Here is a 22,086-nt window from a genome sequence, read left to right as displayed (position 1 = left end):
ATGCCCGGGCCCAGCGTTGATCCATTTGGCCGGGCATCCAATCTCTCCGACGCAATACTGGATCCCCGGGTCTTCGCCCAGGATGACGATGAGAGGTGGTCCCTAGAACCGGTCCACCCGGAACGGCCGCAGATCGAGGCCGGGATCGCGTCCCGCCGCGAGGTCGGCGATGATGCGGCCGGTGACGGGGCCCAGCGTCAGGCCGATATGGCCGTGGCCGAAGGCAAAATAGGTATTGCGGAAGCGCACGCCCTGGCTGATCACCGGCACGGAATCGGGGATCGAGGGGCGATGGCCCATCCAGTCCGAACGCCCATCCTCGTTGAGTTCGCCGAACATGCGCCGCCCGTGGATCATCAGTTTTTCGGCGCGGGCGTAATTGGGCGGCAGGTCGAGCCCGCCCAGTTCCACCGTGCCGGCGAAGCGCAGGCCGATCTCGAGCGGCGTGATGGCGAAGGAATGGTCGCCGGAATAGAGCGGCATGCGCGGCATCTTGCCGGGGTTCGGCAGGGTCACGTGATAGCCGCGCTCGGTCTCCAGCGGCACGTTATGGCCCAGCATCTTCGCCAGCTTCTTCGACCAGGCGCCGGCTGCCACCACCACCGCATCGCAGGCGATCTTGTCGCCCCCGGCGCGCACATGGGTGGGGCCGTCGGGGCCGAGTTCAAAACCCTGCACCTCCGATTTCACGATCCGCCCGCCATTGGCGGTGAATTGTGCCGCCAGGCGCTGCACCAGGGCGAAATTGTCGGTCACATAGGCGTTCTCGGGGTAGTAGACCGCGTGCTTGTAGATCGGCTGCAGGCTGGGCTCGAACTGGCGGATCTCCTCCTGCTTCAGCACCTTGAAATCGACGCCGCGGCGCTTCTGCAGCTCGAGATCGGACTGGTAGGAAGCGAACTTCTCGTCCTTCTCGAAAATGCCCAGCCAGCCGGTCTCCTTGATCATCAGCGCCTGCCCGGCGAGGGCCGCCAGTTCCTTGTGGGCGGGCAGGGCCTGCACCAGCGCCGCGCGCAGCGCGATCGAGGTCTGCTCGACCTTGGCGGCACCCGACGACGCCACGAAACGCAGCAGCCAGGGGGCCAGTTTCGGCAGATAGGACCAGCGGATGGCAAGCGGGCCCAGCGGGTCCATCAGCATCTTCGGCACGTCCCAGACGATGCCGGGGGTGGCGACCGGGATGCAGCTTTCGGCGGCGATCACCGAGGCGTTGCCCTTCGACGTGCCTTCGCCGGGATCGACCCGGTCGACCACCGTCACCTGGTTGCCGTCCTTCTGCAGGTAGAGGGCGGTGGAAATGCCGACGATGCCGGCACCGATGACGACGACGTGACGCTTGCTCATGATATTTCCGCGTGATGTTGCGCGTGCGATGGCTGGTTGGGCCGGAGCATGGCGAAGGCCCGGCGGCGGGTCAAGGCGGGGTTATCGGCCCACCCGCTCCACCAGGCGGTCGCGCGCGGTAAGGCGCTTTTCGGCACCGGGCGCATCGATGAGATGGGCGTGCAGGAAGTGGCCGGTGAGGCGCAGGCCCTGCTGGATATCGCCCGGCTGCACCGGCGCCGCGGGATCGCAGAGGATTTGCGGCAGCGGCAGCAGGCGCCCGGCATAGCGCCCGGCGCCGGCTGCCGTGACGGCGCGGCCGGTCTTCGGCGAGACGAAGGCGAGCCCATCGGTCGCCCCGGTCACCGCGCAGCTTGAGAGATCGAGGCCGAAGCCGAGATCGGCCAGGATCCGCAGCTCCCAGCGCAGATAGGCAAGGCCCCAATCGCCGGCGCCACCGGCAAGGGCCGCGACCAGATCGGCAAAATCGGCGTAAATGTCGGCATGCGGCGCGCGTTCCGGCAGGGTGGCGTCGATCACCGCGGCGGCGGCATTGAGGGCGGCGAGGCGATCGGCATCGTCCAGCAGCAGGGCGGCATGGGCGGCCAGCAATTCCACCTGGAAATAACCCAATTGCTCGGCGAGTCGCGCGCGCCATTGCACCGCCAGCGCATTGCCGATTTCCAGCAGCGGGCGCGAGCGCCGCGAGGCGCCGCCCTTCACCAGCCCCAGATGCCGCCCATGGTCGCGCGTCAGGCAGGAAAGGATGACGTCACCCTCGCCATGGCGCCGCGCGGAAAGGACGAAGGCGGTATCGGTGAAGTCCACCCTTTCCCCTCATTCCTCGAAATCGAGGCCCATCTCGCGGTAGCGCTCGGGATCGTCCGCCCAGCCGGTGCGCACCTTGACGAAAAGGAAGAGGTGCACCGGACGTTCCAGCATCGCCTGCAATTCCCGCTGCGCGGATTCGCGAATCTGCTTGATCTTCTGCCCGCCCTTGCCGATCACGATCGGCTTCTGGTTCTCCTTGGCGAGGAAGATCACCTGGGTGATCTTGACCGAGCCGTCCTTGAACTCCTCCCAGGCTTCCGTCTCGACGGTGAGCTGGTAGGGCACCTCCTCGTGCAGCTGGCGAAAGAGATGCTCGCGCGTCACCTCGGCGGCGAGGAAGCGCTGCGGCGCATCGGTGATGTGGTCTTCCGGAAAATGATGCGGCCCCGGCGGCATGCGCCGTGCCAGTTCGTCGACCAGATCCGCGACACCGTCACCGGTTTCGGCCGAGATCATGAAGGTGTCGCTGAAGAGCGGCCTGTCGCCGCCACCTGATTCGTTGGCGCCGAGTGCGTTCAACTCGGCCGTCTTGGCCAGCAGCCTTTCCCGCTCCTTCACCAGATCGACCTTGTTGAGCACCAGTATCGCCTGGCGGTTATGGGCCCTCAGCCCCTCGATGATGCGGCGGGTGTCGTCGTCGATCCCCTTGCGGGCGGCATCGACCAGCAGCACCACGGCATCGGCATCGCCCGCCCCGCTCCAGGCCGCCGCCACCATGGCGCGGTCGAGGCGGCGCTTCGGCGCGAAAATGCCGGGCGTGTCAACGAAGACCATCTGCGTCGGCCCCTGCATGACGATGCCGATGACGCGGGCACGCGTCGTCTGCACCTTCGGGCTGACGATCGAGACCTTCTGGCCGACGACGCGGTTGACCAGGGTCGACTTGCCCGCATTGGGCGCCCCCAGCACCGCGATGAAGCCGCAGCGTTGTTCCATGAAGCGATACTTTCTTCGGTTGATGCCGGCAGCTGTTGCCGGCCTAATCTTGGCCCCTGGCGACGGCCGAAAGCAATTCCCGCGCGGCGGCCTGCTCGGCGGCGCGTTTCGAGCGACCGGCGCCGCGCGCCGGTGCGGCGCCTTCCACCGCCACCTCGACCTCGAAGACCGGGTCGTGCGGCGGGCCGTCGCTCCTGACCACGCGGTAGCGTGGCAAGGCGAGGCCGGCGGCCTGGGCCCATTCCTGCAGCGCCGTCTTGGCGTCCTGCGGCGGGATCGCCTCGGCCGACATCAGCGGCTGCCAGTGCCGCTCGATGAAGGCCCGCGCCGCGTCGAGGCCGCCGTCGAGATAGAGCGCCCCGATCACCGCCTCGCAGGCATCGGCCAGCGTCGCCGGATTGTCGCGGCCGCCGCTCTCCTCCTCGCCGCGCGACATCTTCAAATAGCGGCCGAGGCCGAGATCGCGCGCGACGATGGCGAGGCCCTCCTGCCGCACCAGGGCGGCAAGCCGCTTGGCCAGCGCGCCTTCGTCCTCGGCAGGGAAGGCCGCAAACAGCATGTCGGCGACGATGAGGCCGAGCACCCGGTCGCCGAGGAATTCGAGGCGCTGGTTGTCGCCCTGCCTGGCCGCCTTGCCCTTGCCGCTGCCGCTATTGCTGCCGCCGGTTGCGGCGCCGCCGCGGCGCTGGCCGCGGCCGCGGGCGCGGTCGATGGCGCTGGGATGCGTCACCGCCATCTCGAGCAGGTCGGGCCGCGCGAAGGCATGGCCGGTCAGGGCGGCAAGCTCGGCCAGGGTACCGCTGGCGCGGGAGGCGGCCGCCACGCCCGCCTACTCCACCAGATTGCCGAGCCGTCTCCAGCGCAGGGCGGTGACCCAAGTCAGCGGGTTGGTCAGCTCGAAATTGTCGTCATAGGACCAGAACAGGATCTTGGCCGGGCCGATCAGGTTCTCGAGCGGCACGAAGCCCACCGTTCCCAGGTCGCGCTGGTCGGTTATCTCGTCGTCAGTCCCCAGGCCGACGCGGAAGGCGCGGCTGTCATTGGAAGCGTCGCGGTTGTCGCCCATCATGAAATAATGGCCTTCCGGCACGACATAGGTGGGCGTGTTGTCGTATTGGCCGTTGTCGCCCGATCGCTCGATGATGCGGTGGCTGGTGCCATCGGGCAGCGTCTCGATATATTGCGCCGCCTTGCCGCCATAGACGCCCTCGTCGCTGACGAAATCCTCGATCCGCTCGCGCTTGACCGGTGCGCCGTTGATATAGAGCAGCCCTTCCCTGACCTGGATGCGGTCGCCCGGCAGGCCGATCACGCGCTTGATGAAATCGGTCTGCGGCTCGCCCGGCGGGCGGAACACCACCACCTCGCCCCGTTCCGGCAGATCGCTCCAGATGCGGCCCTCGAACGGCACCAGGCCCCAGGGAAAGGAATAGCGGCTGTAGCCGAAGGCGGTCTTGGAGACGAACAGGTAGTCGCCGATCAGCAGGGTCGGCACCATGGAACTCGAGGGAATGCTGAAGGGTTCGTAGGCGAAGGTGCGGATGCCGACCGCGATCAGCGCCGCCCATACGATGGTCTTCACGGTCTCAGCGATCTGGCTGGGCTCGGTCTCGGTCTTGCGCGCCATGTGGGGGATTTGCGCCTTATCGGTCTGGAATCGGGGTGGGGCGCGACTGCGCCCGGCTGTGGGGGCGGATCAAGCCAGCCGGCATAGTTAAAGTCAAGGCCGCTGACCCGCTCCGGAATGTCGCGGGACCCGGGATCGGCCGCTTTTTCAATTGGTTAGTCGCCAGGCGGCTGCGGCAGGGCGGAAATGATGACGATCGCCTGGGCGAGCGGGAAGTCGTCGGTAATGGTGAGGTCGATCTGCGCCACCATGCCGGGGGGCGTGATCGCCTCGAGCCGGCGGAGCGCCCCGTTGGTGAGCTGCAGGGTCGGCTTGCCGGAGGGCAGGTTGACCACCCCCATATCCTTCATGAAGACCTGGTCGCGAAAACCGGTGCCGAGGGCCTTGGAACAGGCCTCCTTGGCGGCGAAACGCTTGGCGTAGGATGCTGCCCTCTGGGCGCGGCGGTCGGATTTCCGCTGCTCCACCTCGGTGAAGACGCGCTGGATGAAGCGGTCGCCGAATCGCTCGATGGATTTCTCGATGCGGCGGATGTCGATGAGGTCGTTGCCGATGCCGAGGATCATGGGGTGGTCCGGTTTCTTTGCTGTGTCATGCCCCGGCTTGGCCGGGGGATCCACGAGTTTGTTGCCGCGCCACGAAAGCAAGTCGTGGATGCCCCGGCCAAGCCGGGGCATGACAAGTCAAGACACCATCAGCATGCCTCACCCTCTCGACCTGTCGACCGAGTTGACCGAGGGTGTGGCGCGCAGGGCGGCGATGATGTTGGAGAGGTGCTTGATATCCGTCACCTCGACATCGACGATGATCTCGAAGAAATCGATCGAGCGGTTGACGATCTTCAGGTTCGAGATGTTGCCGCTGTTCTTGCCGATGACGGTGGTGAGCGAGCCGAGGCTGCCTGGCTGGTTGGTGATGACCACGTCGAGCCGCCCGGTGTGATGGGCGCCGTTCGCCTCCTGGTCCCAGGCGACGTCGAGCCAGCGCTCCGGCGTGTCGGCGAAGCTTTCCAGCGTCTCGCAATCGATCGTGTGGATGGTGACACCCTTGCCCGTCGTGACGATGCCGACGATGCGGTCGCCGGGCAGCGGATGGCAGCAGCCGGCAAAATGCATCGCCATGCCGGGGATGAGACCGCGGATCGGAATGGCCTGCCCGCCCTTCACCTTTTTGGCGCCGCGCTTGGTGGGTGCCTTATCAGCGGGCGGCGTCGCCTTGTGGCCGGGGAAGACCGCGTTGAAGACCTCGCGCGAACCGACGAGGCCCTCGCCCACCTGGGTCACCAGGTCCTCGACCTCGTCCGCCTTGAACTTCTTGAGGACGCCGTCGATCGCCTTTTCCGTGAATTCGTACCCGGCATGGGCGAATTCCTTCTGCAGCATGGCACGGCCGAGTTCGAGGTATTGCGCGCGCTGCTGCGTGCGGATGAAGCGGCGGATGCAGGCGCGGGCCTTGCCGGTGACGACGAATCGTTCCCAGGCGGGTGACGGCGTCTGCGCCTTCGAAGTGACGATCGCCACCTGGTCGCCGTTCTGCAGCGCGGTGCGCAGCGGCATGATGCGGCCGTTGATCTTGGCGCCGACGCAGGTATCGCCGATCTCGGAATGGACGGCATAGGCGAAGTCGACCGGTGTCGCACCCCTGGGCAGGGCGATGAGGTCGCCCTTCGGCGTGAAGCAGAACACCTGGTCCTGGAACATCTCCAGCTTGGTGTGCTCGAGGAATTCCTCCGGCCCGGCGGCATGTTCGAGGATATCCAGCAATTCGCGGAGCCAGCGGTATTGCCGGCCCTCGATCTTGCCGTTGCCCTGCTTGTAGGCCCAGTGTGCGGCGACGCCCATTTCGGCGATCTCGTGCATCTGGCGGGTGCGGATCTGCACCTCGATGCGCATGCGCTGCGGGCCGATGATGCCGGTATGCAGCGACTGGTAGTTGTTCGGCTTCGGCGTCGAGATGTAGTCCTTGAAGCGGCCGGGGATCATCGAATACTTGCCGTGGATGGCGCCCAGCGCCTGGTAGCACTGGCCGATATCGGCGACGATGATGCGGAACGCCATGATGTCGGCCAGCTGCTCGAATTCCATGCGCTTCTTCTGCATCTTGCGCCAGATCGAGTAGGGCGTCTTTTCCCGGCCCGACACCTCGGCCACGATGTCGGCCTCCTTCATCGTCCGCTCCAGTTCGGCGATGATCTTGTCGTTGAGGTCGGTGCCCTGCTCGCGCAGGAAAGAGAGGCGCTGGATGATCGAGTTGTAGGCGTCGGTGTTCAGCTCGGCGAAGGCGAGGTTCTCGAGATCGTCCTTGAGCTGGTGCATGCCCATGCGCTCGGCCAGCGGCGCATAGATCTCCATGGTCTCGGCGGCGATGCGGCGGCGCTTGTCCGGGTTCTTGATGAAATGCAGCGTCTGCATGTTGTGCAGGCGGTCGGCCAGCTTCACCAGCAGCACGCGGATGTCGTTCGACATCGCCAGCACCAGCTTGCGGAAATTCTCCGCATGCTTGGTATGGTCGGATTGCAGTTCCAGGCGCGAGAGCTTGGTGACGCCGTCGACCAGCTGCGCGATCTCGCCGCCGAACATGTCCTGCAGCTGCTCCAGCGTCGCGTCGGTATCCTCGACGGTGTCGTGCAGCAGGCCGGTGGCAATCGAGGCGGAATCGAGCTTGAGGCGGGTCAGGATCTCGGCGACGCCGAGGGGATGCGAGAAATAGGGGTCGCCCGAGGCGCGCGCCTGGCTGCCATGCGCCTTCATCGAAAAAACATAGGCACGGTTGAGGAGGTCCTCATCCGCGCCTGGATCGTAAGACTTCACCCGCTCGACCAGTTCGAATTGCCGGATCATGCGGTCCTCAATGCGCCTTTCTGTGCGACCGGGTGAAAGCCAATCCTTTCTGTCTAGCCAAAAGCGACGGCCGCCAGCCAGCGACCGCGAGCCTGGGTCGATCAGTTATCCGCGTCGGCCGCGTCCTCGAACTCGCCGTCGATGGCCATCTCGGCCTCGTCGGCTTCCTCGTCCGAGATCTGCGCCTGCTGCATCTCGGCCAGGAGGTCGCCGGCGCCGGTGCCGAAACCGGTACCCTCTTCCTCCGGCTCGTCATTCTCGACATGGCGCTGCAGGCCGGTGACGACGCTTTCCTGGAGACCCGGCAGGGACACGGTCTCGTCCGCGATCTCGCGCAGCGCCACCACCGGGTTCTTGTCATTGTCGCGATCGATGGTCAGCTGGGCCCCGGCCGACACTTCCCGTGCCCGCTGGGCGGCGAGCAGGACCAGCTCAAACCGATTGGGAACCTTGAGGACACAATCTTCAACCGTTACGCGCGCCATTTTCGATATGCTCCAGAAATTCGGGTAATTGCCTGAACCGGCTTAATTGCTGAACTTACTATATAGGGCGCCGGGGCTTCAAGTCGACCGGTCTTGTCGGGATGGGGCGGGCGCCATGTCCCACATGCATAACCCAGGCGCATATCCCGAAAACATCGCCTTATCAGGGCCGAAGCGGCCGGATTTCCTGCCCCTGCGGGTCGTCGAGGCGGCCGAGGGCGGCAATCAGCTCGGCAATGGGCCGGCCTGAAACCGGGTGTCGCCAGCCCGGGGCGAGGTCGCGCAGCGGCAGCAGCACGAAGGCGCGTTCCTGCATGCGGGGATGCGGCAGCAGCGGCGCCCCCGTATTCGCCACGCGGTCGCCATAGGCGATGATGTCGAGATCCAGGGTGCGCGGCGCATTGGCGACCGAGCGCACGCGGCCGAATTCCCGCTCGATCCCCTGCAGCACGGCGAGGAGCTCGGCCGGGGCCAGTTCCGTTGCCACCCGGACCACCCCGTTGACATACCAGGGCTGGTCATCGGCCCGCGGAACCGGGGCGGATTCGTACCAGGGCGAGCGCCCGGTGATGGCGATGCCGGCGGCGGCGATCGCCGCCACGGCGCGTTCCAGGGTCTCGACCGGGGTGCCGAAGCGGCTTGGCAGATTGGCGCCGAGGCCGAGATAGATCGCTGCCACGGGATCAGCCTTCATGATTGCTCGAAGCTATTGCAGTGGCATCCGCAACGGCATTAAGGTCCGGCATCGCCATATTCGTCACCCCATGTTTCAGTCATATTCAAGCGAGGTATAGCATGGCACTCCGCTTTTACGCCCAGGAACGCGTCGGCCTTTTCATCGACGGCGCCAATCTGCACGCCGCCGCCCGCGCGCTCGGCTTCGACATCGACTACAAGCGCCTGCTTAAGCATTTCCAGGAGCAGTGCCACCTTATCCGCGCCTTCTATTACACGGCGCTGATCGAGGACCAGGACTATTCGCCGCTGCGCCCGCTGGTCGACTGGCTGGACTATAACGGCTTCACCATGGTGACCAAGCCGACCAAGGAATTCACCGACGCCATGGGGCGGCGCAAGATCAAGGGCAACATGGATATCGAGCTCGCCATCGATGTCCTCGAAATGTCGGCCCATCTCGACCATGTCGTGCTGTTCTCCGGCGACGGCGATTTCCGCCGCCTGGTGGAGGCGGTGCAGCGCCGCGGTGTCCGCGTCTCGGTGGTCTCGACCGTGCGCTCGACCCCGCCGATGGTGGCCGACGAATTGCGCCGCCAGGCCGACATGTTCGTCGAGCTGGAGGAACTGGCGCCGATGGTCGCCCGCGCCAATGCGCCGAAGCGCGAGCCGCGCGCCGATGCCGGGCGCGAACCGATGCCGGACGATGACGGCCAGCACTGAGGGCTGGCGTTGAGCGATGGCGGCCATTGCGGCACCTGACCGGGATTGCGGCCTCTGCCCACGCCTCGCCGCGTTCCGGCACGAGAACCGGCGCAAGCTCCCCGACTACTTCAACGGCCCGGTGCCGGCCTTCGGCGATCCGCATCCGACGTTCCTGATCATCGGCCTTGCCCCCGGCCTGCACGGTGCCAACCGCACCGGGCGCCCCTTCACCGGCGATTGGGCGGGCGACCTGCTGTTCGCCACCCTGCTGGAGCTGGGCCTCGCCGAGGGCGTCTATGACGAGCGGCCGGATGACGGCCTGACGCTGAAGGGCTGCCGCATCGTCAACGGTGTCCGCTGCGTCCCGCCGCAGAACAAGCCCACCCCGGCCGAGATCAAGACCTGCAACCGCTTCCTCAAGGCCGAGATCGCCGCCTCGCCGGCGCGCGTCTATCTGGCCTTGGGCGCCATCGCCCATGATGCGGCGCTGATGGCTTTGGGCGAGAAGCGCAGCGCCCACAAATTCGGCCACCAGCGGCGTCACGCCTTAGCCGACGGTCGCGTGCTCATCGATAGCTATCACTGCTCGCGCTACAACACGAATACCGGCGTCCTCACGCCGGCGATGTTCAAGGCGGCGATGGCGGACGCGAAGAGGGCGGCGGGGCTTTAGGCCGACATCAACTGTCATTCCCTGGCTTGGCCGGGGGATCCACGAATTGCATCCTTCACCTGCAAACAAACTCGTGGATGGCCCGCCTATGCGGGCCATGACAAATGAAATTGCGGCGACCGCCTCAATCCCCGCCGCGGTTGCGCACGATTCGGGCCTGGTCGCGTTTCCAGTCGCGTTCCTTGATGGCGGCGCGCTTGTCGACCTGGCGGCGGCCCTTGGCGATCCCGAGCTGACATTTGGCGCGGCCGCGCTCGTTGAAATAGATCGAGAGCGGCACCACCGTGATGCCCTCGCGCTGGATGGCGCCGATGAGGCGGTTCATCTCGCGCTTCTTCAAGAGCAGCTTCCTGGGCCGGTTGGGGTCGTGGTTGAAGCGGTTGGCCGCCTCGTACTCCGGAAAATGCGCATTCAGCAGCCAGAACTCGCCGTTGCGGTCGCTGGCGAAGGCCTCGTTGATGGAGCAGCGGCCGAGGCGCAGCGACTTTACCTCGGAGCCCATCAGCTGCAGCCCCGCCTCGATCGTATCGGTGATGGTGTAGTCGTGGCGCGCCTTGCGGTTCTGGGCCGCATAGCGGTTGGTCGAGGGATCACGCGCCATGGTGCATTCCGGTCGATCGCGGCTTACTGCCCGATCAGCCCCGCCTTCTGCAATGCCGCCGCCACCTTCTGCTTCGACGCCTCGGAAATGGGCGCCATGGGCAGGCGGAGATCGGGCTGGATATGGCCCATCAGGGAAAGGGCGTATTTGACCGGGCCGGGGCTGGTCTCGCAGAACATGGCGTCATTGACCGGCATCAGCCGCTCATTGATCGCCATGGCCTTGCTGATATCGCCCGCGCGATAGGCTTCGTGCATCTCGTGGGTCAGTTTCGGCGCCACGTTGGAGGTGACCGAGATGCAGCCGACACCGCCCTGGATGAGGAAGGGGAGCGCCGTCGCATCCTCGCCCGAGAGCTGGCAGAAATCGGCGCCGATGGCGAGCCTGGTGCGCGCGGGACGGGCGAGGTCGGCGGTCGCGTCCTTCACCCCCACCACGCGCGGCAGTTCGGCGCAGCGCTTCATGGTCTCGATCGACATGTCGACCGCCGAGCGCGGCGGCACGTTGTAGATGATGAGGGGCAGGCCGGTCGCGTCGTGGATCGCCTTGAAATGCTGGAACTGGCCTTCCGGCGTCGGGCGATTGTAATAGGGCAGCACGACGAGGGCGGCATCCGCCCCCACCTTCTCGGCATGGCGGGTGAGGTCGATCGCCTCGGCGGTCGAGTTGGAGCCGGTGCCGGCGATGACGGGCACGCGGCCCTTGGCGACCTCGATCGCGAGTTCAATGACCCGGTTGTGCTCTTCATGGGTGAGGGTCGGGCTCTCGCCCGTGGTGCCCACCGGCACGATGCCGTCGATGCCTTCCTTGATCTGCCAGTCGACGAATTTCTGGAAGCCGGCCTCGTCCACCGCGTCGTTGCGGAACGGGGTGACCAGAGCGGTCAGCGAACCCTTGAACATGACTTGCTCCCAAAGTGTGAAATTGCCGCTGCTACCCCGCCGGCGCGGCATCTGGCGGCGGCACTGGCGGGAATTCGCGGAAAATAGCGGCGGATGGGGTGGACGGCAAGCATTCCCGCCACGACGTCAACCTTTTGTTAAGGACAAAAATGCCACGATCACTGTGAGATAGCGCACATGTTCCGGGCAAGCCAGATTGATGGCACCGGGCCGGTCGACATAGGATAGCGGCGATCGGCCTTCCGATTCGGCAACCGAGACGAGGATGATGACGGCGCGTCTGACCATCGTTGCAATGTTCCTCAGGGCGAAGTTCGGCCGGTTCCTGGCGGTCATAGCCCTGCTCGCCCTGGCGACCGGCCCGGTGGCAGCCGATGGCGGCCTATCCGCCCATGACCGGAATGTCTACCAGCGCGCCTTCGATGCCATCGCCAAGGACCGCTGGAAAGAGGCCCGGCGCGAGATCGAGCGGGCCAAGGACCCGCTGCTTGGCAAGGTGGTGGTGTGGCTGGATTTGACCCGGCCCGGCCCCGGCCGCTCCTTCGACGAAATGACCGCCTTCCTCAACCAGAATCCGGACTGGCCGCTGCGCGAGCGCCTGACCGCCCAGGCCGAACGCGCCATGCCCGACATCTACCCGACTGACAAGGTGCTGGCCTGGTATGCCGAGCGCGACCCGCTGACCGCCCCCGGCGCCATCAAGCTGCTCGGCGCCTTGCGCGCCAGCGGCCAGGACGAGCGGGCGAGGCGTGTCGCCGCCAGCAGCTGGATCAACCTCGATTTCGGCAAGGAACAGGAGGCGGATTTCATCGCCCGCTTCAAGGACCTGCTGTCGCCGGCCGACCATTTGGCGCGGCTCGACCGGCTGCTGTGGGACGGCAACCCGGAACAGGCGACGCGCATGCTGACCCGGGTCGGCGAGGGCCATGCGCGCCTTGCCAAGGCGCGGATGCAGTTGCGCGACAAGAAGATCACGGCGGCCTCCGCGCGCGGCTCGGTGCCGCCGGAACTGCGCAAGGATCCGGGCCTCGTTTACGAGATGGCGCGCCGGCTGCGCCTCGACGGCAAGGTCGAGAACGCGGTCGCCCTGCTCGACCCGCCGCCGACCGGATCGCGCCGGCCGGATCTGATGTGGGCCGAACTCTATCGTGCCGCGCGGGAGTTGCTGACCCGCGGCGACATCAGTGCCGCCTATCGCCTGGCTGCCGCCCATGGCACCGAGACCGGCGAGGCCTTCGTCGAGGGCGAGTTCTTCGCCGGCTGGATCGCCTTGCGCTATCTCAACGAGCCGGACATGGCGGCGCCGCATTTCCTCAGCCTCTATACCGGCGCCAAATCGGTCATCAGCAAGGCGCGCGGCGCCTATTGGAGCGGCCGCACCGCCGAGGCCAAGGGCGATACCGCGGCCGCCGCCGACTGGTACCGCAACGCCGCCCGCCATGTGACCGTGTTCTACGGGCAATTGGCCGCCTCGCGCCTGCCGGACCCCATTCACCTGCAGATGGATAGCGGCCTGCGCGCGAGTCCTGCAGAGCAGGCCGCCTTCAACAAGTTGGAACTGGTGCGCGCGGTGCGGCAGCTGGGCGATATCGGCGAGAACCAGCGCGTCCGCCCCTTCATCGTCAACCTGACCAACCGCGCCGGCAAGCCGTCCGATTACGTGCTGCTGGCCGGCCTCGCCCGCAGCGTCAAGCGCGAGGACCTCGCCATCCACGTCGCCAAGGAGGCGCGCCAGAGCGGCGTCGAGCTTACCGAATTCCTGTTCCCGACCTTGCGCGTGCCGCAGGACGGTGCGCCGGAAGCCGCCCTGACGCTGGCCATCATCAAGCAGGAGAGCGCCTTCGACCAGCGCGCCGAAAGCTCGGCCGGAGCGCTCGGCCTGATGCAGCTGATGCCCTCGACCGCCAAGCCGCTGGCCAAATCCGTCGGCATCAAGAAGCTCGATCCGAAGAAGCTGCTGAGCGACGCCGGCCTCAACATGCGCCTCGGGCGGCTCTATCTCGACCAGCTGATCGAGCGCTTCGGCGGCTCCTACATCATGGCGATCGCCGCCTATAACGCGGGGCCGAGCCGGGTGCGCCAGTGGAGCGACCTCTATGGCGATCCGCGCCAGGCGGAAATCGACGCCATCGACTGGATCGAGAACATCCCCTTCAACGAGACCCGCAACTACGTCATGCGCGTGATGGAGAACCTGCAGATCTACCGCAGCATCCTGGCCAAGGAAGGCATCCGCATCGCCCTCGACGACGACCTCAACCGGCACGCGGTCAATTGAACCCATACAAGTGGGCGGTTGCCGGGTCGGTTCGATTCCGTCATCCTTGGCGACGGCGGAGAGTCCACGCGTTTCTTCCATAGGACTGCCGGCAAACGCGCGCACGTTCTGCTCCGCCGACGCGTTTGGGCATCGGCCAAGGGATGCGGACCATGACCGTGATGTTTGCGAAGGCATAGTCCAGCCGCCCCATCAGAGAGCAAGATGACAGCGATACCTCCCTCCCCCACCGCAAGCGACGTCGCGGCCGCCGCCGGCCGCCTCAAGGGCCGGGCCGTGCTGACGCCGCTCCTCGACTATCCGCTGCTCAGCGAACGCCTCGGCTTCCGCCTGCTGGTGAAGGCCGAGATCCTGCAGGTCACCGGCTCGTTCAAGTTCCGCGGTGCCGCCAATTGCCTGCTGGCAGCGCTGGAAGCCGATCCGCAGCTGAAGGCGGTGGTGGCGTTCTCCTCCGGCAATCACGCCCAGGGTGTCGCCGCAGCGGCACGGATGCTGAATCTCAAGGCGACCATCGTCATGCCGCAGGACGCGCCGGCGATGAAGATCGCCAATACCCGGCGTCTCGGCGCCGAGGTGGTGCTCTATGACCGCTTCGGCGAGGACCGCGAGGCGCTTGCCCGCGGCATCGCCGCGCGCGAGGGCGGCCGCATCGTGCCACCCTTCGACGATCCCCATGTCATCGCCGGACAGGGCACCGTCGGCCGCGAGATCTGCGACCAGGCGGCGGCAATGGGCCTGACACCGGATACCGTCATCGCGCCTTGCAGCGGCGGCGGCCTCATCGCCGGCATCGCGCTCGCCGTCAAGGACCGGCTGCCGCAGGCCGAGATCTTTGCCGCCGAGCCGGAAGGCTTCGACGATCTCAAGCGCTCGCTGGCCGCCGGCGAAAGGGTGCGGAACGAAGGCGGCCGGGCATCGATCTGCGACGCGCTGATGTCGCCGATGCCGGGGGCCATCACCTTCCCGATCCACCAGCAACTGCTGGCCGGCGGCTTCGCGGTCAGTGACGACCAAGCGCTCGATGCCATGAACCTCGCCCTGCGCCACGCCAAGCTGGTGCTGGAACCGGGCGGCGCCGTGGCGCTGGCCGCGGCGCTGGCCGAACGCGAGCGGCTCAAGGGGCGGAACGTCGTGGTGGTGGCCTCGGGCGGCAATGCCGACCCGGAGATGATCCAGCGCGCGATCGCCCGGCCGGATCCGCTGGCATAGGGCGTCGCACGCGCAAGGTCGGGCGTCACACGCGTCAAGCCCGGGGCCGCCCGGGCCCACGCCCCAAACACAAAGCGCCCCAAACACAAAGCGCCCCAAACACAAAGCGCCCCAAGACAAAGCCCCCGCCGGCGGGCAGCCGGCGGGGGCTTTTTCGTTCCGGCCGCGCGCGGCAATCAGGCGTTGGCGGCGGCCTTCTTCTCGGCCTCGGGCGCCGGCGTGGCATTGGCGGCCGGGGTGACGGCCGGCGCCGTTGCCGCCGGCTTCACGCCACCATCGATGCGGCGGCACATGCCTTCGATGAAAGCGCCCTGCTCGATGGCCAGCGATTTGTGGAGGATGTCGCCAGTCACCTTGGCGGTCTTTTCCAGTACCACGATGTCGGCACGGACCTCGCCATTGACCAGGCCACAGATGCGGACCGATTCCGCCTGCAGGCCGCCCTGGACGGTCGCCCCTTCGCCGATGGTGATGTTGCGGCTCTGCACGTCGCCTTCCACCCAGCCGTCGATCTGCACGTCGCCGCTGCAGACCAGATCGCCGGTGATCCTGAGATCGGCACTGATGATGGAGGGAACGCCGGATTTGCCGCCAGGCCGCGTCGAATCCGTGGCGGCGCCATTCGGCCCCGACTTGTTAACCTTTGAAAACATAACGACCTGCCTTCAGAAAGCCCATCGGGTCGAGGGGCTTCTCGTTGTAGCGGACTTCGTAATGGACGTGGGGGCCAGACGACCGCCCGGTCGAGCCCAGCTTGCCCACCACCTGCCGATATCCAACCACATCCCCGACCTTCACGGAAATGGAATCGAGATGGGCGTAGACCGTGACAATGCCCATGCCGTGGTCGATTTCGACCATGCGGCCATAGCTGCCCTTCCAGCCGGCGGTGACGACCGTACCCGGTGCGGTGGCGAGGACGTCGGAGCGCAGGCTGCCGACGAGGTCGAGCCCCTCATGCCGGGCGCGCTTGCCGTTGAAGGGATCCACCCGTGAGCCAAAGCCCGAGGAGACGTAATAATGATCGACCGGTGCGGCCAACGGTACCGAGCGCAGCACCACCTGCAGCTTCTCCCAGCGCGCCACTTCGTCATCGAGCGTGGCGACGCTGGCCAGCAGCTTCTGCTCGGTCTCGTCCTCGGCGTTCTCCGGGGCCGGCAGGAAAGGGCCGCCCTTGTTGATGCTGGCATCCTCGGCGGCGGCCAGCAGCGCGTCGACGCTGAGCCCGGTCATCGCCACGGTCTTTTCCATGTCTTCGAGCGAGTTGCGCGTGCGCTCGGTGACCGAGGCGACGAAATTGGCCTGCTGCTCCTGCACCGCGGCCACCTTGGCACGAAGGTCGTCGACCGTGCGGGCGAGGTCGGCGCGGCCGAGTTGCAGGGCGTTGCGCTGCGCCACCACCGTGGCGAGGGCGGCCTGGGTCTGCGCCACCTGGCGCGAGAGATCGACATTGCGCGCCTGTGCGACGGTCAGTTCGCCCTGCAGGCCCTCGACCTGCTGGGTCAGCCTGGCGACCTTGTCGGTGGCGACGTCGTGCTGGCGCTGCAGGGCGGCAAGCCGGTTGCTGAGATCGCCCACCTGGCCGGTCAGCTCGGTATTGCTCTTGCGGCTCTGCTCGAGGAGTGCCGTCAGTTCGCTGCGCTCGACCGCCATGCGGCGGCGGTCGCCCTCGATCGTGCGGATCTCGGCCTTGAGGCCGGCGATCTGGTTGGTGAGCGACTGGTTGCGCGCCGCAATCTTCTTGAGATCGGCATCGAAGGCCAGCAGGCGGTTCTTCAGGGATTCGCGCAGCTTGTCGCGCAGCGGATCCTGCTTCTTCACGTCGCGGGCCAGGCCCTCGCCATCGGCCAGCGGGGTGGGCCCTTCGATCTGGGTGGCGATCTGCCGCAGGGGATCGTCCGCCGCCAGCCGCGTGCCGGCATCCTCGCCGGAGAGGCCGAGCAGATAGGCCTCGTCATCGGAGAGGCGCTCGGTGCTGTCCTTGAACTGGGCGAAATAGTTCGAGACCTCGGCAAGGAGGCCGGTATAGGCGCCCTCGGCCTCGCGCACGGCAATGTCGCGGCCGTGCTGGTTGACCTGCTGCAGGGCAAGGCCGATCGAGGTGGCGAGAGTGAGAACGGCGATGCCGCCCAGAACCACGAGGCCGGCCAGTTGGATGCGCGTCGACAGACGCACATATTTGATCTTGCCGTCGCTGCGAAGGATGACCTCGCGCGGTGAAAAATGCCTGCCGATGGCAGTTGAAAGACGGTTTCTCAATTTTCCAGGAAACTTTCCGGTCAACACGATCCCATCCCCCACGGCCCGCCCCATCCGGGACGCCTTAACCACCCCTAGCCGCCATGGCGCCGCCATTGCAGCGGGCGAACTGGCGAGAAGCTTGTTCCGGACCAAGGTTTTGGCCTGGCCCCCCTGGCATTTTCTTTTGCCAATCTTTTCATCAACGCGGGCAGGACATGCCGAAGGCGCGGCGGCCGCCAATCGTTAATTAATTGTTAGCGGGAGTAACTTAGGCGGCTGGTCCCAGGGACGCAAGCCGAATCAGCCCCGGTCGATGCGGCCACTGGAAGTGTCACAAAATGGCTGTCGCGCCTGGCCCGTCAGGGACCGCGCCGGAACATTTTTTCCACATAGGCGATGACCGAATCCACAGCTTCTGCAACCGAGCTGGCATCGGTATCGACCACCAGTTCCGGTGCCGCCGGCGCCTCATAGGGCGCACTTATCCCGGTAAACTCGCGCAATTCGCCGGAACGGGCCTTTTGATAGAGGCCCTTGGGATCGCGTCGCTCACACGTCGAGATATCTGCCTTGATGAAGATCTCGTGGAATCCCCCAGGCGCCTCGCTGGCGGCGAGCGCCTGGCGCGCGCGATCGCGATCGGCGCGATAGGGCGAGATGAAGGCGGTGATGACGATCTGCCCCGATTCGGCGAAGAGAGCCGCCACCTCGCCGATGCGGCGGATGTTCTCGGTGCGGTCCTCCGGCGTGAAGCCGAGATTGGCCGAGAGGCCGCGCCGCACATTGTCGCCGTCCAGCACGAAGACATGATAGCCGCGGCGGAACAATTCGCGTTCGACCGCCATGGCAATGGTCGACTTGCCGGCGCCGGAAAGGCCGGTGAACCACAGCACGCCGCCGGCATGGCCGTTGCGGCGCGCGCGCTCGTCGGTGGTGATGCCATGGGCGACGGCGGTGAGGTTGTCGGCGCGTGCCGTCACCGCGGCGCGCTCGTCGGCAATTCCCTGCAGCGAAATGGTGCCGCCGGCGACGATGTTGCCGCCATCGGCCAGCACGAAGCGGCCGGTCTTCGGATTGTCGGTGGCGGCGTCGAGCGCCAGCAGGGCGGGCGAGCGCAGGCTGACCTCGGCGATGTCGTTGCGCGCGACCGTGCCGCCGGGATTTAGGGTGAAGCGCTCGGGATCGTAGAGGCCGTCGACCCGCTCCACCGTGACATTGACCTCGCGCGTCTGCAGGCGCAGGCGATAGGTATGGCCGATCTCGAGCGGCGCGCGGCCGAGCCAGAACAGGCGCGCGGCGAAGACATGGCTCTCAAGCGGCGCCCGCTCGACATGGCTGGCGATCTCGCCGCGCTCGATGAAGAGCTGCTCGTCGAGGGTGATGCCGACCGATTCCCCGGCCTCGGCCTCGCCACGCGGCGGCGCCGACCAGGTCTCGATGCTGCTGATGCGCGCCGTCTTGTTGCTGGGCGAGAAGACGAGGCGATCGCCGACCTTGAGCCGCCCGCTGGCGATGCGCCCGGCGAGGATGCGCCGGTCGTCGAACTTGTAGACGTCCTGCACGGGGAGGCGCAGCGGCAGCTCGGCCAGCGGTGCCGCGGGATGGAAACTGTCCAGTGCTTCGATCAGCGTCGGGCCGTCATACCAGGCCATGCGCGTGGATTTCTCGGCGATGTTGTCGCCGTCGCGCGCCGCTACCGGGATGATGTAGCTGGGCGTGATGCCGAGGGAAGCGAGATAGTCGGTGTATTCGCGGCGAATCGCGGCGAAGCGGTCGGCCGAAAAATCGACCAGATCCATCTTGTTGACGATGACCGCGATCTGCCTGACGCCGAGCAGGCTCAGCAGGAAGGCATGCAGGCGCGATTGCTGCTGGATGCCGTGGCCGGCATCGATCAGCATCAGGGCGGCTTCCGCGCTGGACGCGCCAGTGATCATGTTCTTGATGAATTCGCGGTGGCCCGGCGCGTCGATGATGGTGTAGTCGCGCTTTTTCGTCTTGAACCAGATCTGCGCCGTGTCGATGGTGATGCCCTGGTCGCGCTCCGACTGGAAGGCGTCCATCAGGAAGGCCCATTCGAACGGCATGCCGCGCCGCTCGCACATCGCCTTGATCGCCTCGAATTTGCCGTCGGGCAGCGAGCCGGTGTCGTGGAACAGGCGCCCGACCAGGGTCGACTTGCCGTGATCGACATGGCCGACGATGACGATGCGCATCAGTTCGCGCGCAAGGGGTTGTGACACGTTCATCACATATACCCCGCAGCGCGCAGGCGTTCGAAGGCGTCCTCGGTCTCGCGGTCCATGGCGCGGCCGGCGCGCTCGGGGGTCCTGGTCGCCTCCAATTCGGCGATGATCTCGGCGATATTGGCGGCTGTGCTATCGACCGGGAAGGTGATGTCGTGGTCGCCCAGCGAGCGATAGCGCTTGCCGTTCTTCGCGAAATAGAGCTCGACCATCGGGATGCCCTCGCGCTGGACATATTTCCAGATGTCGAGCTCGGTCCAGGAAAGCAGGGGATGCACGCGCAGATGCGTGCCCTGGGGCAGGTCGGTGTTGAAATAGTCCCAGAATTCCGGCGGCTGGTCCTTGAAATCCCAGGCGCCGCTTTCGCCGCGCGGGGAAAACACGCGCTCCTTGGCGCGCACACTCTCCTCGTCGCGGCGGATGCCGGCGATGATGCCGGTGAATCCATATTTGGCGATGGTGTCGCGCAGGCCGAGCGTCTTGCGGGCGGCCGAGCGGGCATTGGGCGGCAAGCTGGGATCGGTCGCCTCGACCGGCGGGCATTTCTCGACCACCAGGTTAAGGCCCCATTCCTTCGAGAAGCGCTCGCGAAAGGCGTACATCTCGGGGAATTTCTTCTCGGTGTCGATATGGAGGACCGGGAAGGGCACATGGCCGAAGAAAGCCTTCCTGGCCAGCCAGACCATGACATTGCTGTCCTTGCCCAGCGACCAGAGCATGCCGAGCTTGTCGATGCGGTTGAAAGCCTCGCGCAGGATATAGACGCTCTGCGCTTCCAGCTGGTCGAGATGGTCCATGGGATGGAACAAATTCCGAACGTGATGGGTGACTGGCCCCGTCAATATAGGATCGGTCCCCGTCCCGCAATATGGCCGCCGACTGAAAAAGGAAAGGGCGCTGCCCGGAAGGGTGCGGCTATGTCCCTCCCGGTGTCAGCCTGTGGCGGAGGGCCGCGAAGGCGGCGCGGCGGGCCGCCTCGGCCCCGGCGAGATCGGCCTCGGTCACGGCCTCGCCATTGCGCGCCTTGGCGGCGAGCGCGCCCAGCTGCGCGAGATAAGGAGCCAGGGCGGCAACACCCTGGAGGATGATGGCGGCGGTGGCAGGGTTCATCTCACTGCCCTCCCGCGGCTGGCGGCAGCAAAGGCTTGAGTTCCGCCATCTGCCGCTCCGCCGCCGCCAGATTGGCCTCGGCCAGCTGCGGCAGATGCGCGCGAAAGGCATTGCCGGCGCCGTCCAGCGCCAGTTCGACCGCATCCAGCGTCACGAGGAGGGCGATGGCGGTGCCACTCCCGGGCAGGATAGCTGGCTCGCCCAGCGCCGGGTCCAGCACCTGGTCGAGGCCTGCGGCCAAGCTGCCCGCCAGCAGATTGGCGGCGGCAAGGCGAGCGCCGAGATCGGCCGGCCGATCCGGCACGGCGCAGGCGACGAGCAGCATCGCCGCCCCGAGCATGAAGGGAAGTCCACGCATGGCTCAGCCCTCGCCCTGTTGCGCCGGCAGGTTCGGCACCCAATAGACGACCAGCCCGACGATGAGGGAGACGAGCGCCAGCCGCGCCTCCGCCGTCACCGCGAGGCCGGGCCCGTTCCAGAGTGCCTCGGCGGCAAGCCCCACCAGCCAATCAGCCAAGGGTGCCGCGATCGCCGCAGCCCAGGCCTTGTTGATGGTCATGGCCTTGTTGACGGCGCCGAGCCCCGTCAGATTGTTTGCTGTCGTCATGTCGATCTCCTTTCGATGGCGGGATCACCCGCCCAGATGCATCACCTTCGAGATCCAACCCGCCCCGGCACCGGAGAGGCCGGAGAGCACCATGAGACCGCCCAGGGTCAGCCAGCGCAGGCGCTGCAGATCCTCGAGCCGGTCGGCCAGACGCTCGACGGCGAGGTCGAGCTTTTCGACGCTGACCTGCAGGCGGCCGATCGCCTGCGACGTGGCATCAAGATCGCCGGTCATCCTGCCCACCTCATGTCCCGCCTGATAACGGCACCCAACCGGCCTCGATGTCGTAGGCAGCGATGGCGGCGGCGGTTGCGGCGGCAGCGAGCGCATCGGCATGGGCCCATTTCACCCGGCGCAGGCGCTGGATCTCGGCCTTGGCCGCCTCGCCCAGCGCGATCATCGCCGGCGCATCGGCGAGCGGCAGGAAACTGTTATCGGCCATGCGCCAGGCAAAATCCGCCGGCCAGGGCGCGGCCGCGGCCAGCGCCCAGCGCGCCTCCTGCCCCATGGCGGTGATGTTCTGCTGGTCGACCGCGCGCAATTGCAGCACCTTGCCGTGATAGGCCATGCCGGCGGCGAGCGCCGCCTCGTAGCGCCGCTCAAGGGCCGCCAGCTTCTCGGCCCGGAGATCGGCTGGCGGCCGCACCCAGGCATCGCCCAGCCAGCGATCGCCGGCGCGGTCGGGCGCCGACGACACCTCGACGGCCCCATTGTCGTCCGGCAAGGCGCCGCCACCGAAACCGCCGAGATAACGGCCGTCCGCATCCACGAAATGCCGCAGCATGTGGGTCTCCTTT

24 protein-coding genes are annotated in these 22,086 nt (G+C 66.6%); 4 read left to right on the top strand and 20 right to left on the bottom strand.

All coding sequences use genetic code 11. The features are described 5' to 3' along the window. Positions 1 to 102: 102 nt before the first annotated feature. The 9 genes from A8950_RS11660 to folK form a co-directional block, all read right to left on the bottom strand. Positions 103 to 1,344 carry an NAD(P)/FAD-dependent oxidoreductase gene (locus A8950_RS11660; RefSeq protein ID WP_133613808.1) on the bottom strand — a complete coding sequence of 414 codons (1,242 nt, stop codon included), beginning with the start codon at positions 1,342 to 1,344 and terminating at the stop codon, positions 103 to 105. Positions 1,345 to 1,425: 81 nt separating this feature from the next. Continuing rightward, a complete protein-coding gene (gene recO, locus A8950_RS11655) occupies positions 1,426 to 2,151 on the bottom strand; it encodes a DNA repair protein RecO (RefSeq protein WP_133613807.1) in 726 nt (241 codons plus the stop codon). Positions 2,152 to 2,160: 9 nt separating this feature from the next. Continuing rightward, on the bottom strand, positions 2,161 to 3,090 hold the full coding sequence (gene era, locus A8950_RS11650) for a GTPase Era (RefSeq protein ID WP_133613806.1): 930 nt from the start codon (positions 3,088 to 3,090) through the stop codon (positions 2,161 to 2,163). 43 nt (positions 3,091 to 3,133) lie between these two features. Further along, on the bottom strand, positions 3,134 to 3,913 hold the full coding sequence (gene rnc / locus A8950_RS11645; protein WP_243735611.1) for a ribonuclease III: 780 nt from the start codon (positions 3,911 to 3,913) through the stop codon (positions 3,134 to 3,136). Positions 3,914 to 3,919: 6 nt separating this feature from the next. After that, on the bottom strand, positions 3,920 to 4,717 hold the full coding sequence (lepB, locus tag A8950_RS11640) for a signal peptidase I (protein WP_133613805.1): 798 nt from the start codon (positions 4,715 to 4,717) through the stop codon (positions 3,920 to 3,922). 155 nt (positions 4,718 to 4,872) lie between these two features. Continuing rightward, positions 4,873 to 5,283, bottom strand: a complete 411-nt coding sequence (gene acpS / locus A8950_RS11635; RefSeq protein ID WP_133613804.1) for a holo-ACP synthase — start codon at positions 5,281 to 5,283, stop codon at positions 4,873 to 4,875. Positions 5,284 to 5,421: 138 nt separating this feature from the next. Then, the gene (locus A8950_RS11630) at positions 5,422 to 7,557 is read right to left on the bottom strand and encodes a RelA/SpoT family protein (RefSeq protein ID WP_133613803.1); all 2,136 of its coding nucleotides are present in this window, start codon (positions 7,555 to 7,557) and stop codon (positions 5,422 to 5,424) included. A gap of 101 nt (positions 7,558 to 7,658) precedes the next feature. Beyond that, on the bottom strand, positions 7,659 to 8,042 hold the full coding sequence (gene rpoZ / locus A8950_RS11625; protein ID WP_133613802.1) for a DNA-directed RNA polymerase subunit omega: 384 nt from the start codon (positions 8,040 to 8,042) through the stop codon (positions 7,659 to 7,661). A 163-nt stretch (positions 8,043 to 8,205) separates the two neighbouring features. Then, a complete protein-coding gene (gene folK, locus A8950_RS11620; protein WP_133613801.1) occupies positions 8,206 to 8,736 on the bottom strand; it encodes a 2-amino-4-hydroxy-6-hydroxymethyldihydropteridine diphosphokinase in 531 nt (176 codons plus the stop codon). A gap of 101 nt (positions 8,737 to 8,837) precedes the next feature. On the opposite strand from folK, the gene A8950_RS11615 reads away from it, so the two are divergent. Beyond that, a complete protein-coding gene (locus tag A8950_RS11615; RefSeq protein ID WP_133613800.1) occupies positions 8,838 to 9,440 on the top strand; it encodes a LabA-like NYN domain-containing protein in 603 nt (200 codons plus the stop codon). A gap of 16 nt (positions 9,441 to 9,456) precedes the next feature. Next, a complete protein-coding gene (locus tag A8950_RS11610; protein ID WP_133613799.1) occupies positions 9,457 to 10,095 on the top strand; it encodes a uracil-DNA glycosylase in 639 nt (212 codons plus the stop codon). A gap of 124 nt (positions 10,096 to 10,219) precedes the next feature. Here A8950_RS11610 and smpB read toward each other — a convergent pair whose 3' ends face one another. Continuing rightward, entirely contained in the window at positions 10,220 to 10,696 is a 477-nt protein-coding gene (gene smpB / locus A8950_RS11605) for an SsrA-binding protein SmpB (protein ID WP_133613798.1), read from the bottom strand. A 23-nt stretch (positions 10,697 to 10,719) separates the two neighbouring features. After that, complete coding sequence (dapA, locus tag A8950_RS11600; protein ID WP_133613797.1) at positions 10,720 to 11,598, bottom strand: 4-hydroxy-tetrahydrodipicolinate synthase; 879 nt, start codon at positions 11,596 to 11,598, stop codon at positions 10,720 to 10,722. A 265-nt stretch (positions 11,599 to 11,863) separates the two neighbouring features. Between dapA and A8950_RS11595 the strand changes: the two genes are divergently transcribed. Further along, a complete protein-coding gene (locus A8950_RS11595; RefSeq protein WP_133613796.1) occupies positions 11,864 to 13,876 on the top strand; it encodes a lytic transglycosylase domain-containing protein in 2,013 nt (670 codons plus the stop codon). A gap of 204 nt (positions 13,877 to 14,080) precedes the next feature. Continuing rightward, the gene (locus A8950_RS11590) at positions 14,081 to 15,085 is read left to right on the top strand and encodes a threonine ammonia-lyase (protein WP_133613795.1); all 1,005 of its coding nucleotides are present in this window, start codon (positions 14,081 to 14,083) and stop codon (positions 15,083 to 15,085) included. Positions 15,086 to 15,261: 176 nt separating this feature from the next. Here A8950_RS11590 and A8950_RS11585 read toward each other — a convergent pair whose 3' ends face one another. The 9 genes from A8950_RS11585 to A8950_RS11545 form a co-directional block, all read right to left on the bottom strand. Then, positions 15,262 to 15,738 (bottom strand): bactofilin family protein, encoded by a 477-nt coding sequence (locus A8950_RS11585; RefSeq protein WP_133613794.1) that lies wholly within the window; start codon positions 15,736 to 15,738, stop codon positions 15,262 to 15,264. Beyond that, the gene (locus tag A8950_RS19805; RefSeq protein ID WP_166645128.1) at positions 15,722 to 17,344 is read right to left on the bottom strand and encodes a M23 family metallopeptidase; all 1,623 of its coding nucleotides are present in this window, start codon (positions 17,342 to 17,344) and stop codon (positions 15,722 to 15,724) included. Before A8950_RS19805 ends, A8950_RS11585 begins: the two co-directional genes overlap by 17 nt. A 341-nt stretch (positions 17,345 to 17,685) precedes the next feature. Continuing rightward, positions 17,686 to 19,575, bottom strand: coding sequence for an adenylyl-sulfate kinase (gene cysC / locus A8950_RS11575; protein ID WP_133613792.1), 1,890 nt, complete (start codon positions 19,573 to 19,575; stop codon positions 17,686 to 17,688). Further along, on the bottom strand, positions 19,575 to 20,369 hold the full coding sequence (gene cysD / locus A8950_RS11570; protein WP_133613791.1) for a sulfate adenylyltransferase subunit CysD: 795 nt from the start codon (positions 20,367 to 20,369) through the stop codon (positions 19,575 to 19,577). The genes cysC and cysD overlap by 1 nt, the downstream gene beginning before the upstream one ends. A 118-nt stretch (positions 20,370 to 20,487) precedes the next feature. Beyond that, the gene (locus A8950_RS11565) at positions 20,488 to 20,682 is read right to left on the bottom strand and encodes a hypothetical protein (RefSeq protein WP_133613790.1); all 195 of its coding nucleotides are present in this window, start codon (positions 20,680 to 20,682) and stop codon (positions 20,488 to 20,490) included. Between the two features lies 1 nt (position 20,683). Then, the gene (locus tag A8950_RS11560) at positions 20,684 to 21,040 is read right to left on the bottom strand and encodes a hypothetical protein (protein ID WP_133613789.1); all 357 of its coding nucleotides are present in this window, start codon (positions 21,038 to 21,040) and stop codon (positions 20,684 to 20,686) included. Between the two features lie 3 nt (positions 21,041 to 21,043). Further along, a complete protein-coding gene (locus A8950_RS11555; protein ID WP_133613788.1) occupies positions 21,044 to 21,289 on the bottom strand; it encodes a hypothetical protein in 246 nt (81 codons plus the stop codon). A 24-nt stretch (positions 21,290 to 21,313) separates the two neighbouring features. Beyond that, the gene (locus A8950_RS11550; RefSeq protein ID WP_133613787.1) at positions 21,314 to 21,523 is read right to left on the bottom strand and encodes a hypothetical protein; all 210 of its coding nucleotides are present in this window, start codon (positions 21,521 to 21,523) and stop codon (positions 21,314 to 21,316) included. Between the two features lie 10 nt (positions 21,524 to 21,533). Beyond that, positions 21,534 to 22,073 carry a DUF4376 domain-containing protein gene (locus A8950_RS11545; RefSeq protein WP_133613786.1) on the bottom strand — a complete coding sequence of 180 codons (540 nt, stop codon included), beginning with the start codon at positions 22,071 to 22,073 and terminating at the stop codon, positions 21,534 to 21,536. Between the last annotated feature and the right edge of the window lie 13 nt (positions 22,074 to 22,086).

The organism is Dongia mobilis (genome assembly GCF_004363235.1).
Taxonomy (GTDB): domain Bacteria; phylum Pseudomonadota; class Alphaproteobacteria; order Dongiales; family Dongiaceae; genus Dongia; species Dongia mobilis.
The sequence above is the reverse complement of the archived record's forward strand: the minus strand, read 5'-3'. Positions and strand labels throughout refer to the sequence as shown.

Bases quoted from the DNA above. Each gene is read 5' to 3' on its own strand.
- A8950_RS11660 (WP_133613808.1), bottom strand. From the start codon at position 1,344: ATGAGCAAGCGTCACGTCGTCGTCATCGGTGCCGGCATCGTCGGCATT.
- era (WP_133613806.1), bottom strand. From the start codon at position 3,090: ATGGAACAACGCTGCGGCTTCATCGCGGTGCTGGGGGCGCCCAATGCG.
- lepB (WP_133613805.1), bottom strand. From the start codon at position 4,717: ATGGCGCGCAAGACCGAGACCGAGCCCAGCCAGATCGCTGAGACCGTG.
- acpS (WP_133613804.1), bottom strand. From the start codon at position 5,283: ATGATCCTCGGCATCGGCAACGACCTCATCGACATCCGCCGCATCGAG.
- A8950_RS11630 (WP_133613803.1), bottom strand. From the start codon at position 7,557: ATGATCCGGCAATTCGAACTGGTCGAGCGGGTGAAGTCTTACGATCCA.
- rpoZ (WP_133613802.1), bottom strand. From the start codon at position 8,042: ATGGCGCGCGTAACGGTTGAAGATTGTGTCCTCAAGGTTCCCAATCGG.
- folK (WP_133613801.1), bottom strand. From the start codon at position 8,736: ATGAAGGCTGATCCCGTGGCAGCGATCTATCTCGGCCTCGGCGCCAAT.
- A8950_RS11615 (WP_133613800.1), top strand. From the start codon at position 8,838: ATGGCACTCCGCTTTTACGCCCAGGAACGCGTCGGCCTTTTCATCGAC.
- A8950_RS11610 (WP_133613799.1), top strand. From the start codon at position 9,457: ATGGCGGCCATTGCGGCACCTGACCGGGATTGCGGCCTCTGCCCACGC.
- smpB (WP_133613798.1), bottom strand. From the start codon at position 10,696: ATGGCGCGTGATCCCTCGACCAACCGCTATGCGGCCCAGAACCGCAAG.
- dapA (WP_133613797.1), bottom strand. From the start codon at position 11,598: ATGTTCAAGGGTTCGCTGACCGCTCTGGTCACCCCGTTCCGCAACGAC.
- A8950_RS11595 (WP_133613796.1), top strand. From the start codon at position 11,864: ATGATGACGGCGCGTCTGACCATCGTTGCAATGTTCCTCAGGGCGAAG.
- A8950_RS11590 (WP_133613795.1), top strand. From the start codon at position 14,081: ATGACAGCGATACCTCCCTCCCCCACCGCAAGCGACGTCGCGGCCGCC.
- A8950_RS11585 (WP_133613794.1), bottom strand. From the start codon at position 15,738: ATGTTTTCAAAGGTTAACAAGTCGGGGCCGAATGGCGCCGCCACGGAT.
- cysC (WP_133613792.1), bottom strand. From the start codon at position 19,575: ATGAACGTGTCACAACCCCTTGCGCGCGAACTGATGCGCATCGTCATC.
- cysD (WP_133613791.1), bottom strand. From the start codon at position 20,369: ATGGACCATCTCGACCAGCTGGAAGCGCAGAGCGTCTATATCCTGCGC.
- A8950_RS11565 (WP_133613790.1), bottom strand. From the start codon at position 20,682: ATGAACCCTGCCACCGCCGCCATCATCCTCCAGGGTGTTGCCGCCCTG.
- A8950_RS11560 (WP_133613789.1), bottom strand. From the start codon at position 21,040: ATGCGTGGACTTCCCTTCATGCTCGGGGCGGCGATGCTGCTCGTCGCC.
- A8950_RS11555 (WP_133613788.1), bottom strand. From the start codon at position 21,289: ATGACGACAGCAAACAATCTGACGGGGCTCGGCGCCGTCAACAAGGCC.
- A8950_RS11550 (WP_133613787.1), bottom strand. From the start codon at position 21,523: ATGACCGGCGATCTTGATGCCACGTCGCAGGCGATCGGCCGCCTGCAG.
- A8950_RS11545 (WP_133613786.1), bottom strand. From the start codon at position 22,073: ATGCTGCGGCATTTCGTGGATGCGGACGGCCGTTATCTCGGCGGTTTC.